16 protein-coding genes are annotated in these 14,973 nt (G+C 63.8%); 7 read left to right on the top strand and 9 right to left on the bottom strand.

Features of this window, described 5'->3' with window-relative positions:
- The first annotated feature begins 80 nt into the window (after positions 1-80).
- Positions 81-2,642: a bifunctional lysylphosphatidylglycerol flippase/synthetase MprF gene (gene mprF / locus E7681_RS01615; RefSeq protein ID WP_168733132.1), complete on the top strand. Its 2,562-nt coding sequence runs from the start codon at positions 81-83 to the stop codon at positions 2,640-2,642.
- 190 nt (positions 2,643-2,832) lie between these two features.
- Here the strand turns inward: mprF and E7681_RS01625 are convergent, their stop codons facing one another.
- From E7681_RS01625 to E7681_RS19045, 3 genes are all read right to left on the bottom strand, one after another.
- Complete coding sequence (locus E7681_RS01625) at positions 2,833-3,222, bottom strand: acetamidase/formamidase family protein (RefSeq protein WP_246032379.1); 390 nt, start codon at positions 3,220-3,222, stop codon at positions 2,833-2,835.
- A complete protein-coding gene (locus E7681_RS19040; RefSeq protein ID WP_246032380.1) occupies positions 3,110-3,778 on the bottom strand; it encodes an ABC transporter permease in 669 nt (222 codons plus the stop codon). Before E7681_RS19040 ends, E7681_RS01625 begins: the two co-directional genes overlap by 113 nt.
- A gap of 119 nt (positions 3,779-3,897) precedes the next feature.
- Positions 3,898-4,032 carry a transporter substrate-binding protein gene (locus E7681_RS19045; RefSeq protein ID WP_246032381.1) on the bottom strand — a complete coding sequence of 45 codons (135 nt, stop codon included), beginning with the start codon at positions 4,030-4,032 and terminating at the stop codon, positions 3,898-3,900.
- A gap of 109 nt (positions 4,033-4,141) precedes the next feature.
- Between E7681_RS19045 and E7681_RS01640 the strand changes: the two genes are divergently transcribed.
- The 3 genes from E7681_RS01640 (at position 4,142) to E7681_RS01650 (ending at position 5,700) form a co-directional block, all read left to right on the top strand.
- Positions 4,142-4,735, top strand: a complete 594-nt coding sequence (locus tag E7681_RS01640; protein ID WP_168733122.1) for a hypothetical protein — start codon at positions 4,142-4,144, stop codon at positions 4,733-4,735.
- A gap of 94 nt (positions 4,736-4,829) precedes the next feature.
- Positions 4,830-5,333 (top strand): response regulator, encoded by a 504-nt coding sequence (locus E7681_RS01645; protein WP_136337515.1) that lies wholly within the window; start codon positions 4,830-4,832, stop codon positions 5,331-5,333.
- Between the two features lie 16 nt (positions 5,334-5,349).
- Positions 5,350-5,700 (top strand): helix-turn-helix domain-containing protein, encoded by a 351-nt coding sequence (locus E7681_RS01650; protein WP_136337516.1) that lies wholly within the window; start codon positions 5,350-5,352, stop codon positions 5,698-5,700.
- A 111-nt stretch (positions 5,701-5,811) separates the two neighbouring features.
- On the opposite strand, the gene E7681_RS01655 is transcribed toward E7681_RS01650, so the two are convergent.
- The 5 genes from E7681_RS01655 to E7681_RS01675 form a co-directional block, all read right to left on the bottom strand.
- Positions 5,812-7,071, bottom strand: a complete 1,260-nt coding sequence (locus E7681_RS01655) for a TRAP transporter large permease (protein WP_281277642.1) — start codon at positions 7,069-7,071, stop codon at positions 5,812-5,814.
- A gap of 99 nt (positions 7,072-7,170) precedes the next feature.
- Positions 7,171-8,172, bottom strand: a complete 1,002-nt coding sequence (locus E7681_RS01660; RefSeq protein ID WP_136337518.1) for a TRAP transporter substrate-binding protein — start codon at positions 8,170-8,172, stop codon at positions 7,171-7,173.
- A gap of 31 nt (positions 8,173-8,203) precedes the next feature.
- Entirely contained in the window at positions 8,204-8,692 is a 489-nt protein-coding gene (locus E7681_RS01665; protein ID WP_136337519.1) for a TRAP transporter small permease, read from the bottom strand.
- A 38-nt stretch (positions 8,693-8,730) separates the two neighbouring features.
- Entirely contained in the window at positions 8,731-9,867 is a 1,137-nt protein-coding gene (locus E7681_RS01670; RefSeq protein WP_136337520.1) for an FAS1-like dehydratase domain-containing protein, read from the bottom strand.
- Between the two features lie 36 nt (positions 9,868-9,903).
- A complete protein-coding gene (locus tag E7681_RS01675; protein WP_136337521.1) occupies positions 9,904-11,463 on the bottom strand; it encodes an acetate--CoA ligase in 1,560 nt (519 codons plus the stop codon).
- 148 nt (positions 11,464-11,611) lie between these two features.
- On the opposite strand from E7681_RS01675, the gene E7681_RS01680 reads away from it, so the two are divergent.
- The 3 genes from E7681_RS01680 to E7681_RS01690 are packed head-to-tail and all read left to right on the top strand — an operon-like array spanning position 11,612 to position 14,034.
- Positions 11,612-12,397 (top strand): IclR family transcriptional regulator, encoded by a 786-nt coding sequence (locus tag E7681_RS01680; RefSeq protein ID WP_136337522.1) that lies wholly within the window; start codon positions 11,612-11,614, stop codon positions 12,395-12,397.
- A gap of 3 nt (positions 12,398-12,400) precedes the next feature.
- Positions 12,401-12,823, top strand: coding sequence for a PaaI family thioesterase (locus tag E7681_RS01685; protein ID WP_246032382.1), 423 nt, complete (start codon positions 12,401-12,403; stop codon positions 12,821-12,823).
- Positions 12,824-12,855: 32 nt separating this feature from the next.
- Positions 12,856-14,034, top strand: coding sequence for a CaiB/BaiF CoA transferase family protein (locus E7681_RS01690; protein ID WP_246032383.1), 1,179 nt, complete (start codon positions 12,856-12,858; stop codon positions 14,032-14,034).
- A 12-nt stretch (positions 14,035-14,046) separates the two neighbouring features.
- On the opposite strand, the gene rimK is transcribed toward E7681_RS01690, so the two are convergent.
- A complete protein-coding gene (gene rimK / locus E7681_RS01695; RefSeq protein ID WP_136337524.1) occupies positions 14,047-14,952 on the bottom strand; it encodes a 30S ribosomal protein S6--L-glutamate ligase in 906 nt (301 codons plus the stop codon).
- Positions 14,953-14,973: the final 21 nt, after the last annotated feature.

Genomic DNA, 14,973 nt, shown 5'->3' on the forward strand with positions numbered 1-14,973 from the left:
CGGGCGGCATCGCGCTATTCCCACATGAGCGTTCCTGGTCTATGCACCTGACAACAGGCCACCAGACCGGAGCCCCGCGGTTGTCCAGACTTGCCGTACAGACGCTGCGCAACCTTGCGCCGATCCTTGTGGGGGCGGTGCTGTTCGCGATGGGTCTGTACGCGCTGCTGCACCTGCTGAAACCCGTCCATTTCTCGGATATCGTCGCCCAGGTCCGCGCCATGCCCGCGCCCGTTCTGGCCGGGGCCGGTCTGGCCACGGTTGCGGCCTATGCGGCGCTGGTCGCCTATGACTGGTTCGCACTGCGCTATATCGGCAAGACCTTGTCATGGCCGGTTGTCACCATCGGTGGCTTTCTGGGTTATGCCTTTGGCAACACGGTCGGGGTCAGCGTCATTTCGGGCGGGGCCGTACGCTACCGTATCTATTCCGCCGCCGGGCTGAACGCGTTCGAGGTGGCCGCCGTGTCCGGCTATATCGCGCTGGCGCTGGGGACGGGGCTGACGCTGATCGGGCTGGCCGCCCTTGCCATCCACCCCGGCGCGGTTGCCGCTTATCTGCCCTATGGCCAAGGGGTCGTGCAGCTGATCGCGCTGGCGCTGGTGCTGTCCTCGGTCGGGTTGATCGCGTGGCTTTCCGTCAGCCAGCGGACGTTTCGGTTTCGCGCGTTCCAGCTGCACATGCCGCCCCCGCGCGACCTGCTGGGCCAGCTGATCGCCACGCTGGTGGATGTCGCCGCCGCGGCCTTTGCACTGTGGGTGCTGCTACCCGCTGGCAAGCCCGACTTTGCCACGTTCATCGCGGTCTACTCGGCGGCGATGATGATTGGCGTGCTTAGCCACGTGCCCGGCGGCGTCGGCGTGTTCGAGACCGTGGTGATCGGCACCCTTCCCGCCGATGTGCCGGTCAGCGACGCTGCCGCCGCACTGCTGATGTTCCGGCTGATCTACTACCTGATCCCCTTTGCACTGGGGTTCCTGATCGTCGCGCTGAACGAGGTGCGCCTCGCCGGAGGGGCCCTGAGCCGCTATTTCGGCCGGCTGCAAGGGGCGCAACCCGCCCTGTCCACGCTGCATGGGCTGTCGCCGGGACTGGTGGCGGCGGTGGCCTTCGGGTTCGGCGTCTACCTGCTGTTGGTCTCGATGGTGCCCGCCGTTCAGCAGGACGCAATTGCAGAGCGAGAGCTGGTCGCCACCCTGCTGCGCGAGGGCGGGACGATTGCCCTGACCGTCGCGGGCGTGTCGCTGCTGATCCTGTCGCACGGGCTGGCGCGGCGGGTGTCCTCGGCGTTTTGGCTGGCGGTGGCTGCGCTGGCGGCCGGTGCAGTGGCCGCATTGCTGAACGATGCGGACGTCAAGAATGCCACGCTGCTGTGCGTCGGCGCGCTGGCGCTGCTGCCGTTCCGCCGCGCGTTTGACCGGCCCGGGCACCTGACCAGCGACGTGTTCGAACTGCGCTGGTTCCTGGCTGTCGGCGGAACTCTGGCGACCATCGCGGCCTTCTTCTTTTTCGCACACAAAAGCAGCCCGACGTCCGATGCAATCTGGGTCGGCTTCAACGCGATTTCCGAGACCCAGCGCGCGCTGCGGGCGGGCCTGATCGCCTCGTCCGTGTTGCTGGTGTTCGGGGTTTATCTGTTCACGCGGCCCGTACGGCTGAAGCCGGCCGTGGATGCGGACGGGGACGCGCTGGCATTGGCGGCCGGGATCGTCGAGCGCAGCGAAACCCCGCTGGCCTGGCTGAGCCAGACCGGCGACAAGCGGTTCCTGTTCTCGGATTCGGGACGCTCGTTCCTGATGTATGCGGTGCAGGGACGGTCGTGGGTCGCTTACGGCAACCCCGTCGGCGACATCCGCGAGTTTGAACCGTTGTGCTGGTCCTTTGCTGAACAGGCCGCGAAATCGGGCTGCCATCCGGTGATGTACGAGGTGCAGCCGCTGGACACCCCCCTGTGCGAAGGGCTGGGCCTGACGCTGAACCGCATCGGCGAAGAGGCGGTGATCCAGTTGGCCGGGTTCGATGCAAGCGCCCCGGCGCTGGCGGCGTTCACGGGCGAGGCGCCGGTCGAGGTTCTGCTGCCACCGCATTCCGCGGACACGCTGGCCGCGTTGCGCTCGGTCTCGGACGTGTGGCTGTCCGGGCGCGACGGGGCCGAGAAGCAGTTCTCGGTCGGGCGGTTCTCGGACGCGTACATGAACCTGTTCCCGATTGCCGTGCTGCGCGAGGCGGGGCAGATCGTGGCCTTTGCCAACCTGATGTTCACGCAAGGCGGCCGCTATGGCGCGGTGGATCTGATCCGCTTTCTGCCGGACCAGGGCCGAGAGGTTCTGGGCAGGCTGTTCCTGGGGCTGATCACCTATTGCAAGGCCAACGGCACGCAGGAGATCAGCCTGGGCATGGTGCCGCTGGCGGGGCTGTCCAGCCGCTCGGTCGCGCATTCGTGGGATCGCTTTGGCCGACTGATCTATCGCCACGGCGGCGCGTTCGAGGATTTCGAGGACCTGCGGACCTTCAAAAGCGCGTTCCAGCCGGACTGGCGGCCCAGATACCTAGCGCTGCCGGCCAAGGTGTCGCTGCTGACCGCGATGCGGGACGTGGCGATCCTGATCGCGGGCACCGACAGCGGCCTGTCCGGCAAGTAACGCTCAGTGTGAAATCATCCATGGCCGCGCCGAGGGGAAACTTTTCGAGCCGTCGGGCCGGTGCAGCGTCTTGCTGGGTTTCTTGGATGCGCCAGACGAACAGCACGAACAGCCCGCGCCGTGTTTCCTTGTCGATTTCGGCTCGTGCGAGGCGCGTTCGTTGGTTTCGTGCGCACGGCGGACGGTGCTGCTAACGGCCGAGAGTTTCGGCGCGGTGATCAACACTCGGCGCGCGCTGGTGCCGCAATCGGGGCAGAAGTAATCGTAGTAGGGCATCGTCTTCTTCCGGAATGGAGGTCGCGCCGCGTGACAGGTCCTTGATGTCACAGTTGCCGCCATGTTCGCGCGGCGGCAAGGTGCAGGCGGCCTCGGCGGCGGCGGCCATCACGCCCATATGCGCGCTTTGGGTGGTCGGCAGCGCGGCCAGATGCGGCACGCGGTCGGGTTCAGTATCGAACAGCACCTTTTCACGGGCGTTCCACATGTCCAGCATCTTGCGGCTGGGCAGGCAGCCGATCAGGCCGGTGTGAATGAGGCCTGCGTATTTCACGCCGGGGACGTGGCGGGACTTGGTGAACATGCCGCCGCCCGAGATCAGGCCACGCAGGCAGGGATGCCGGGGGTGGACTGGATTTCCGTGTTCTCAGGGGTCGAGGCCTCGAGCTTGAGGAACATCGCCATGCAATAGCCCCCCAGCACAGCACCAACCCGATCGCCACGAAGGCATAGGTCAGGTACTTGGCGGACAGGTTCAGGCGGAAGGTGTCCAGCAGCAGCGGGAACACGGCGAAGATGACGACTAGGAAGGTGTCCACGATGCAGAGCTGACCTGCGGTCGGGCCGGTCGAGCCCATCGTCCATTCGGGGATGGTGACGCCGACCTCGCACGCGCCGAACACGGAACGGTAGATCTGTTGCAGGATCAGGCTGAGGCCCCAGGTGGCCCGCCGCGTGTCCAGCGGACGTTTATAAAGATGGCGTATGAGCGCCCATTCGACGAGCATCCCCAACGCGCCACTGGCGATTAAGGCCAATATCATCGCCACGAAGTAATAGCCCGAGAAAAGGATCAGTCCGGCAATGCCCTGCATGGCGAAGATGGCGGTCAGCTCACCCATGGAGTAGTCGGAAAACATGGCTCGTTCCTTTGAAAGCGGTGGCGGCGCCCGCGCCGCAAGTGCTGCGGCGCGGGGTGGAAATCCCGAAGGTTGGGAAAGGGCTGGCCGGGGATGCGTAAGACCAGCCCGATCCGGCGTTACTGGTAGCCTTCGGGGAACGGGTTGGGTTCGACCAGATCGTCGGTTTCGAACACGACCTCGTACTGGCCATCCGCCTTGGCCAGACCGACGCGGGTCTTCGACCACGGGTGATGGTTTTTGTGGACCTTCAACTAGCCTTCGGGGGCGGTGGTCAGTTTGATGCCGGGGCTGGCTTCCTTGATCTTGCCGATACCGGCGGCCTTCAGCTGCTTGGAGAAGGCCACGTTCGAGCCACCCACGATGATCGCACAGATCGGGGAGCAGGCGACTTCCTGCGCTTCCTGCCCGAGCCGAAAACCCCCGCTCAAACACGAGCACGGCGCCACCGAAGCCTGCATCCTGTACAACTATCGCCTTGGCGCCGAGGACATGACGCATTGCCCGTTCCACGCCGGACCGATCTGTTCGCTGTGCTGCACGCTGGACAGTTCGTGCCGGGACAGCTGCAAGCCGCATGGCCGGCTGGACGCGATGCTGGTGTCGACGATCCGGTCCACCCTGCCGCAGCGGATTGCCGATGCACTGATGTCGCGCCTGTCGATCTTTCTGATTTCCACGGCGATTCCGGCCTCGGTCTTTGGGATGGTGCTGCTGTTCATCCGCGCCCACGAAGGGGCCGAGAATTTCGACGCGGTGCTGACGGTGATCCTCGCCTCGGTTCTGGTGGTGATCGACATCATTGCCTGGACCCTGATCCTGGCCACCGAAAACCAGAAACAGGCCCGCGACGAGGCCGACCGCCAGACCCAGCGCCTGCTGCGCGAAGTGCGCGTCACGAACGGACCGATGCGGTCAGCACGATCCGGCGCAGCTCGGAACATCTGGCGGGGTTGATCGACAACCTGCTGGAGATTTCGCGCGACCGCATCCACTTGCCAGCGTTGCTGCACCATATCGTCTCGATCTTCGAGGGGCAGGCCCGCGCAAAATGGTGATGGTGGTCGATGACGACCAAAGCCACCTGCGGCTGGTCGAAACCGTGAAGCGGCCGCTGGGCTTTCTGGTGCAGACCGTGCCGGATGCGGCGACCGCGCTGGAAATTCTACAGGACGCCGCGCCGGACATATTCCTGCTGGATATCGACATGCCCGGCAAGGATGGCTGGGCACTGGCCAGCCGCATCCGCGCCCTGCCCACCCACCGCAACACGCCGATCCTAATGGTCTCGGGCCACGCGCTGGAGGCGCGCCACCCGGTCGAGCGTGAGGGGCTGTATGATGCGTTTATCGTCAAGCCCTACTCGGTCCATGACATGCTGCGCCGGTTGGCGGACCTGCCGAAGGTCACGCTGGTGCATCGACAAACCGACACTGAAGACGACGACCCCAAGCAGGTGCCCGAAACCGTGGTGGAACGTCTACGCGAACTGGCCAGCATTGGCCACGCCGCCAGCCTGCGCCTGATCGAGGAGTTCAAGAACCGTGCCGCCTGAACAGTACAGATCTGCCATGCCCGCCCGTTCCATCGCGCTGGTGATTGACGCCGCGACCGAAACGCTGGGGCCGGTCTTGACCGCGCTGGAGGAAAACGGAATGACCGTGCTGATCGCGGTCCGGCCGTGGCGCGACGGGGAAAACGAGTCGGAACTGGTCGAGGAATTCGGCCTGACCCAGCGCGAAGCCGAAGTGCTGGTGTGGCTGTCGCGGGGCAAGACCAACCGGGATATCGCGGACATTCTGGAGCTGTCGGCGCGCACCGTGAACAAGCATCTGGAAACCGTGTTCCAGAAGATGGGTGCGGACGACCGGACCTCGGCCGCGGTGATGGCCGACCGTGTCTTACAGCCGCTCAGCCAGTAGAGACAAAGAAACCCCGGCAACGGGACGTGCCGGGGTTCCAATGTGCGCCGCAGGCAAGGAGCGGCGCACGATTCCGGGGATTGGCGTTCAAACAATCCTTGGCCGGAAAACCTATTTCAGCATCATGCCGGGCAGCCAAAGCGTGATCTCGGGCACCAGCAACAGCAGTAGCAGCACGACCAGTTCCATCAAAAAGAACGGCAGGATCCCGCGAAAAATCTTGCTGAGCGGCACCCCAGTCTGCGCCGAGGCGACGTAGACATTCAGGCCCAAAGGCGGGGTCAGCAGGCCGATCTCGACCGTCTTGGTGACGACGATGCCGAACCACACCGGATCGTAATCCAGCGCCATTGCCGTCGGAAAGGCCAGCGGCATTGCCAGCGACAGGATCGCCAACTGGTCCATGAACATGCCCATCACCAACAGGGCCACGATGATGATCGCCATGATCTGGCCGCGGGACATGTCGGTGGTTGCGACGAACTCCAGCAGGCCGTGGGTGATGCGGGTGAAGGCCAGGTAATTCGAGAAGATCGCCGAGCAGGCCACGATGGCCACGATCATCACCGTCGCCCGGATCGCGCCAGAAACGCTGCGGCTGAACTCCAGAAAGCTGAGCGTGCGTTGCAGCAGCACCAGGATCAACGAGCCCATCACACCCAGCGCCGCTGCCTCGGACGGCGAGGCGATACCGCCGTAAATCGCGCCGATCACCAGCACCATCAGCACCGTCAGCGGCAAGATGTGGCGGCTGGCCTTGACGGCGCGGCCCAGATCGAACGGGTCGCCCTTGGGGGCCTGATCGGTAGTATGGGCGATCACCTTGATGACGACGACCAGCCCCAGCGCGGTCAGCAGGCCGGGGATGATCCCGGCGATGAACAGCTTGCCGATCGAGGTCTCGGTCAGCACGCCATAAACCACCAGCACGATCGAGGGCGGCACCACGACGGCCAGCGTTCCGCCGACAGACACCACGGCGGCGGCCAGACGTTGGGAATAGTTGTGGTTGCGCATCTCGGGGAAGGCCGAGGCCGACATCGCCGCCGTTGACGCGGTCGAGCTGCCAACCAGCGCCGCAAGGATGACCGACGCCCCGACCGTCGCCATGGCCAGCCCGCCTTTGACATGGCCCAGCCACGCCTGGCAGGCAAAGATTGCGCGACGGGTGACATCGCCCGAGGTCAGCAGTTCGGCCATCAGGATGAACAGCGGGATCGCCACCAGGATGAACGAGGCCGAGCTGTCGAAAAAGGTCCGCTCAAGCACCGCAAAGGCGGGGCGCGGACCCAGCTGGACGGCCAGCCCGACAAAGCCGGAAATCCCCATGGCAAAGGCGATCGGCATGCGGAAGGCCATAAGCACAGCCAAAAGAGCGAGTATTGCGAAAAACGTCATCATAGAGCGACTGAATGCCCCTTTTTGGGCGGCCGACCGCTAGGATCGGCCGCCTGTTTGTCAGGTTCAGGGTTACTGGCTCAGCTGGGCGTTGTAGCTGTCCAGCACCTGCTGCGCCTTCTCGCCGCCCATGCGCTCGACCCAGTCCTGGGTGACCGGCGCCATCGCTGCGTTCAGGGCCGCCATCTCGTCCGAGGTGAAGCTGTAGGTGTCGATGCCGTCGGCTTTCCACTGGGCGATCAATTCGTTCACGCTGTCATCCTGCGCTTGGGCCACGTGCAGCGCGGTTTCGTCACCGGCGGCGATCATGGCCTGCTGGGCGTCGGCGTCCAACGCGTTGAACAGGTCCGAGCGCACCACCATCACAAAGCTGTAGCCCCCGAACGACCCGTTGGTCGAGATGTGGCTGACCACCTCGTTCAGCTTGTAGCCCGGCACCGAGGCCAGCGGGAACAGCACCGCGTCCAGACGGCCGCGCTCGATCGCGGTGTAGACTTCGGGGCCGGGGATCGAGATGCCCACAGCGCCCAGGCTGCGCGCGGTCATCGCCTGGGTCGAGCCCGAGGTCCGTACGTCCTGCGCCTGCCAATCGGCCGGCATGCCCAGCCGCGTCTTGGCCAGCACCTGATAAGGCGGCAGCACGAAGCCGTAGATCGGGGTCACGCCGGTGGCCAGGATCTCGTCCCGCATCGGGCCTTCTTTCAGCATCGCCTGGATCGCCTTGGTCCCGGCCACGGCCGAGCCATAGTAGCCCGGCAACCCGACGACCGAGTTCAACGGCAGCACGTCGGCGTGGTACAGAACGCCCAACAGGGCCGCGTCCAGAATGCCACTGCTGACGGCATCCAGCTGCGCCTTGGACTTTGCCGCCTGTTCAGACGGGAAGTGGTTGAAGGTGATCTTGCCTTCGGTCGCCTTTTCGACGGCGGCCATCCACTTGGTCGTGCCTTCGACGGACACGATGTGGCTGGTGGATTGGAAATCCCCCAGGCTAAGCGTTTCCGACAGGGCGCCCGAGGCCCCCAGTGCAAACACGCTGGCCATGGTGGCAATGCTCAGTTTCGCGATCTTCATTTTCAGTCTCCTCCCTGAAATGATGAATGTTTTATTGGGTTTCCTCTGACGCCCTCGGGATGAGGGCGTCAAAGAGCAGCCGCATGGCCAGAACCGAGCATCCCACCGGGACCACGGCATAGGCCCAGCCAAGGGGCCAATCGACGACTCCGTATTCGATGTCTCCGTGCAGCAACGCGTGAACCGCGAAGCTTCCGGATTTCCACGACACAGCGGCGAAGAAGGCGGCTGGCAGCAGCAGGCGCAGCTTGGCCACGACCTGTCCCGCCAGACCGGGAAGCAATTCCGGCACGAAATCCAGCGCCAGGTGGCCCCCGACCCGGAACACCCAGGACAGGGACAACGTGGCAAGCGCGGGCATCAGGTAGAGCTCGGTCAGCTCGAACTGGAATTGCACCGGCAGCTTGAACAGCAACCGCAGCAAGATGTCCGCGTTTATCAGCCCGACAACGGCCAGAAGGCCGAGGCACCCCAGCAGATGCAGGGTATCCTCGATTTTTTCCAGGATTTTTCCAAACACGTTCAACCTGTCCTCCGTTGGTTGACGCGTCGGTTCCCTTAGCGTTTGGGAAGCTCGACGATGGCGGAACCGATGGCGGACATTTCGCCGTCCTGCTGCTCGGCGCGTTGCTGGATTTCCAGCAGATACCGGCCGTTCTCTTCGAACTTGCGGGTCACGGTGCCGTGGATCAGGATGATGTCGCCTTCGGGGTTGTGACGGCGGACCTGGCATTTTGCCTGACGCAGGAAGCCATCATCGCCCATCCAGTTGGTGATCTGATGGGTCAACCACGAGGTCCGCTCGGGGCCGTAGTCGTAGGCACCGGGGGCGCCGACCTCCAGCGCGAACTCTTCTTCCCAGTGAACGCGCTCGGGGCAATCGGGGATGCCAAAGCGGTTCTTGATCCCGGCCGAGGGGTGTTTCTGCTGCAGCTGCCACGCCAGTTTGTTGGCGCGGATGTACAGACCGCCCCAGCCCTGCGCGTAAGCGATAAAGCCGGTGGCCGTCATCGGGCCCTTGACCATCGTCGGCAGGTCGTCCCCTGCGTTCACGTCATCCCAGTAGCGGGTTTCGGCACCGCGGATTTCCTCGGTCTCGTAGTACTTGTTGTACTTGTCCAGTTCTTCCTGGGTATAGACGCGACGGCCACGTTCCTTGGCCTCGGTGTACTTGGTGCCGTTTTCGCGCGCGGCATCGCGGTCGGTCCGGAAGCACCAGCTGTCCGCATCGGCCAGCAGCTTGCCGCTGTCGGCGTCGTAGAAATCGACGTGATAGATCTGCTGAACGGCCTTACCGGCAAAGCGGGTTTCGTGCTCGATCAGGTCTTTCAGGTACGCTTCGGTGCGGAACACGGTGTTGCGCGGAATGACGTCGTGCCAGTTCCAGTTCGCACCCGACCACATCGCGTGGACACCCGGCAGACCGCCGACATAGCCCGAGATGATCCGGCTGGTCGAGAACAGGAAGCTGGGCAGCGCAAGGACGTCACCATACTTGGTGGTCTTGGCGTATTCGGGATCGCACCACAGCGGGTTGTCGTCGCCGATGCCGTGGGCATAGTGACGGATGTTGTCGCGGGTCGCCTCATAGCACCAGGGCTCGACCGTCTTTTCGATCTTCACGCCGATCCGTTGGCGCAGATCATCCAGACCTTCCTGGGTGATTTTCGGAAATTTCCGGGTCATGTCGTTCATCTTGTTCCTCCTTGAAAGATGGCTGCCGGGGCGGGGTTATTGGGCCGCGGCAAGTTTCTGAGCCTGCATGTCGCGCAGGATTTTTCGGTTCACCTTGCCCGCCGGGGTTTTCGGCAGCTCGGTGACGAATTCGATTTGTCGGGGGTATTCATGGGCGGCCAGCTTGGCGCGCACATGGTTCTGGATGCTTTCCGCCAAGCCCGGGGTCTCGGGCTCTTTCAGAATGATGTAGGCTTTGACGACCAGCCCGCGCAGGGCGTCGGGTGCACCGATCACGCCGCATTCGGCGACCGCCGGATGGGACAGCACGGCGTCCTCGACCTCGACCGCGCCGATGGTCCAGCCGGCCGAGATGATCACGTCATCCGCGCGGCCGCCGTGGTAGAAATAGCCGTCGGCATCGACGCGCCCCAGATCCTTGGTCGGGAACCATTTACCCGCCTTCTTGACCATCAGCTCGCCGGTTTCGCCGGGATTGCAGGGCTGGCCGTTGGCGTCCTGCACCTCGACCTCGACGCCCGGAACGGCCTTGCCCATGGCGCCGTCGCGGACCTCCAGATCGTCAGCGCCGGGGTAGTTGGCGATGATGACGCCGATCTCGGTCGTGCCATACATCGAGCGGACCTTGGTGCCGAACACGCGCTCGACAAAGACGGCGGTTTCGCTGTCGATCGGCTCGCCGGTGAAGGACAGCTTGTCGAAGCAATAGGTGAAATCCTCGGCCCGGCCCGAATTGCGCATCATGCGGTAATGCGTGGCGGCGGCGGTCAGGTTGGTGATGCGGAAATCCTGTAGCGCCTTCAGCAGACGCACCGGATCGAATTTCCCCGAGAACGTCCCCGTCGACACGCCCATCGCCAGCGGTGCCAGCGTGCCGTGCCAGAACCCATGCCCCCAAGCGGGCGAGGACGGACAGAAGAACCGATCGCCCGGACGGATGCCGGTGGCGTAAAGCGCGGCCACCATCAGCGTCACGATCGAGCGGTGGTTATGCTCGACCGCCGCCGGCAACTGGCGCGTCGTCCCCGAGGTGTATTGCAGAACCGCCAGATCATCGGCGCTGGTGGTGCAGTCGAACCGTCCCGGCAGGTTGTCCAGGCTGTCCAGAAACTCGGCATCCGCAACGATTACGTTGGCGGCGCCGCCGTTGCGGGCGTCGTCGGCCTTTTCGGCGTTGGTGAACATCACCTTGGGTTGGCAATCCTCGACCCGCAGGCGGATGCCGTCCGGGCCGAACAGGGTGAACATCGGCACCGCCACGGCGCCCAGTTTGATCGCGCCGAACATCGCGCAGTAGAACGGCAGCGAGGGCTCGATCATCACCGCGACGCGGTCGCCCTTGCCAACGCCCTGCGACGCCAGGAAGTGCGCCACCTGAGAGGATCGGCTCGACAACTCGGCGAAGGAAATCACCTCGTCCCCACCAGAGGCATGGGCGATCCGCAGCGCGATCTGGTCATCGCCGACATGGCGATCAACGCATTCATGCGCGATGTTGAAATGGCTGCGATCCCCGTCAAACAGCGCCCATAGCGCTTGCTTCGAGTAGTGCGTCTGAGCGTCCGCGTAGGACGTGAAATCCGTCAGGCGTTGCATCCCCGATCCTCTCCCTTTTCGTCGTCTCGGTGGCCACGGCTGCATGGGCCACCTGTCGTTGACAAAGGTAGGGATCGAGATATTGTATTGTCAATACGCTATTATTATTGTATATAGACAATGAAATCAAGCGTCATAGAGGCAAGACATGACCGAAAAATCGACTGAATCGACCAACAAAAGACAGGTGCCTGCCGTCACCCGAGCCGTTGCAATCCTTAGGTTTTTGGCCCGCGCGGACGAACCCGTCGGCGTCAATCCGATTGCACGAGAGCTGAAACTGGTGCCCAGCACCTGTCTGCACATCCTGCGCGTTCTGCAGGACGAGGGGCTGGTCGAATTTGATTCGAACACCAAGCGGTATTCGATCGGAATCGGCATCCTGCCACTGGCCCGTTCGGCGCTACAGAAGAACACCTTCTCGGTGCTGGTGCAGCCGTTGCTGTCGAACCTGTCCGAGACATACGGCGTCACCTCGATCGCCACGCAACTGGCCGAGCCGTCGCAAATGGTGGTGATCGCGCTGTCGCAATCCTCGATGCCGTTCCGCCTGCAGGTGGATCTGGGCAGCCGCTTTCCGATCCTGATCAGCGCCACGGGCCGCCTGTTCGCCGCGTTCAACGTCACCGACCCGAACGGCCTGCGCAAAGCCTTTGACAAGCTGGTCTGGGATCACCCCCCCAGCTTTGAGACCTGGCTGGAGGAGATCGAACAGACCCGCGCGCGTGGCTATGCCGTCGACCGGGGCACCTATATCTCGGGCGTTACCGTTGTCGCCGCGCCGGTGTTTGACCCGACGGGCAAGGTCAACCGCTCGCTCGTCGCCATCGGGATTTCCGAGCGTATGGACGACAAACAGGTCACCGCACTGGCCAAATCCCTGCTGCAAGTGCGCGACCAGATCATTGCAATGCAAATCGAAACAGGGAGTTAGACCTTGCCCCCCAGCAACGAAGAAACCAGTTGGAAAGAGCTGAAAGCCGGCCCCTTTATGGACGGGATCGGCCCGGTTCTGCGCGCGAAAGCTCAGGACGGCACCAACCTTTATGCGCTGCGCACGGACACGTCGATGTGCAACGCGATTGGCACGATTCACGGCGGGGTGCTGACCAGCCTGCTGGATCAGGCCATCGCGATCGAGGCGTGGAACGCGGCCGAGCGCCAGCCCACCGTAACGCTGCAAATGGACACGCGGTTCATCAGCGCGGCGCGGGCGGGGGACTTCCTTCAGGCGCGGGCAGTGTTGCGGCACGGCACACGCTCCATGCTGTTCGTCGATGCCGATCTGCTGTGCGAGGGCAAGCTGATTGCCACCGCGACCGCCGTCATGAAAATCGTTGCTTCCAAGGAAAAACCATGAGCCACACCGCCCCCCAACCCCGTTCCGGTCCCTTGTCTGGGATCAGGGTCCTCGACTTTTCACGCATCCTGTCGGGTCCCTATGCCAGCATGATCCTGGCCGATCTGGGCGCCGAGGTTATCAAGCTGGAGCCCATCGAAAAGGGCGACGAGACCCGGAATTTTCCGCCTTTCGTCAATGGGATGAGCCATTATTACATCGCCCTGAACCGCAGCAAGAAAAGCGTGGCGCTGGATCTGAAATCCCCCGAGGGCGTGCAGATCGCCAAGGAGCTGGCGGCCCAAAGCGACATCGTGCTGGAGAATTTTCGCCCCGGCGTGATGGACCGGCTTGGGCTGGGCTATGACGTGCTGAAGGCGCTGAACCCGGCGTTGATCTATTGCTCGATCACCGGGTTCGGGCGCAACAGCCCGCATGGCGACAAACCGGCCTTTGACATCGTCGCACAGGCCCTGTCCGGTGTGATGAGCGTGAACCGCGAACCCGGCCAGGCCCCCAACAAGCTGGGGCTGCCGCTGGGCGACATGGCGGGCAGCATCTTTTCGCTATTCGGGGTGCTGGCCGCCCTGCACGAACGCAACGCCACCGGCGAAGGGCGGCATGTCGAAATCGCCATGCTGGACAGCCTGATCGCCATGCAGGGCTACCTGTCGCAAATCTACTTTGTCACCGGCGACAGCCCGCAGCCCGTCGGCACTCAGCACCCCAGCATCGTGCCCTATGGCTCGTTCCCGACACAGGACGGGCACGTGATTGTCGCCTGCCTGACCGAACGGTTCTGGCATAACTTCGCGCGCAGTCTGGACCGCGCGGACCTGATCGACGACCCGCGTTTTGGGCAGTACCAGGCCCGTCTGGCCAACCGCGACGCGTTGGAGCCGATCATCCACGAACGCATGACGCGCGACAGCACCGAATACTGGCTGGATCGCCTGACCGAATTCGACGTGCCGAACGCGCCTATCCTGTCGATCGGAGAGGCGCTCTCGCAAGAGCATGTCGCCGCCCATGATCTGATCGAGACCGTGGACCACCCGCAGATCGGATCGCTGCGCATGGTCCGCACCCCGATCCTGTTCGACGGCGAAGGCAGCGCGTGCGCCGAGGCGCCATCAACGCTGGGTCAGGACACGGACGAGGTGCTGCGCGACAAGCTTGGCTATTCGGCCGAGCAGATCGCGGCGCTGCAACGCAAGGGCGCGGTCTCGTAAAGCAGCGAGCGATCAGCCCTTACCCTTGGTCTTGGTCGCGCCTTCGCGGGCGTTTTTCTCGACGAACTCGATGATCTTGCCCGCGATGTCGATGCCAGTTGCCTGCTCGACCCCTTCCAGACCCGGAGAGGAGTTGACCTCCATCACCACCGGCCCGTGGTTCGAGCGCAGCATGTCCACGCCGCACACGTTCAACCCCATCGACTTGGCCGCCCGAATGGCGGTCGAGCGTTCCTCGGGGCTGATCTTGATCGGCTTGGCCGAGCCGCCGCGATGCAGGTTGGAGCGGAACTCGCCCTCGGCCCCCGTCCGCTGCATCGCTGCCACGACCTTGCCGCCGACAACCAGCGCCCGGATGTCGGTGCCGCCGGCCTCTTTGATGTATTCCTGCACAAGGATGTTCACGTCAGCGCCCCGGAACGCCTCGATCACCGACTTGGCCGAGCGTTCGGTATCCGCCAGCACCACGCCGATGCCCTGTGTGCCTTCCAGCAGCTTGATGACAACAGGCGCGCCACCGGCCATGCGCACGACCTCTTCGGCCTGCTTGGGGTCATGGGCAAAGGTGGTCACCGGCAGGCCGATCCCGTCCCGCGCCAGCAGCTGCATCGAGCGCAGCTTGTCCCGCGAGCGCCCGATCGCCACGGATTCGTTCAGGGGATAGACGCCCATCATCTCGAACTGGCGCAGCACGGCCAGCCCGTAGAACGTGATCGAAGCGCCAATGCGGGGGATCACCGCGTCGTATTGCGGCAGCTTGCGCCCCTCATACCAGATCTCGGGCCGGCGCGAGGCGATGTTCATCGTGCAGCGCAGCGTGTTGATCATGTCCAGGGTGTGCCCGCGCGCCTCGGCCGCCTCTTTCAGGCGCTGGTGCGAATACAGATTGGGGCTGCGGGTCATCATGACCAGTTTCATTCGGAAAACCTTTCAGGAGCC

This window comes from Thalassobius vesicularis (assembly GCF_004799325.1).
Taxonomy (GTDB): Bacteria; Pseudomonadota; Alphaproteobacteria; order Rhodobacterales; family Rhodobacteraceae; genus Thalassobius; species Thalassobius vesicularis.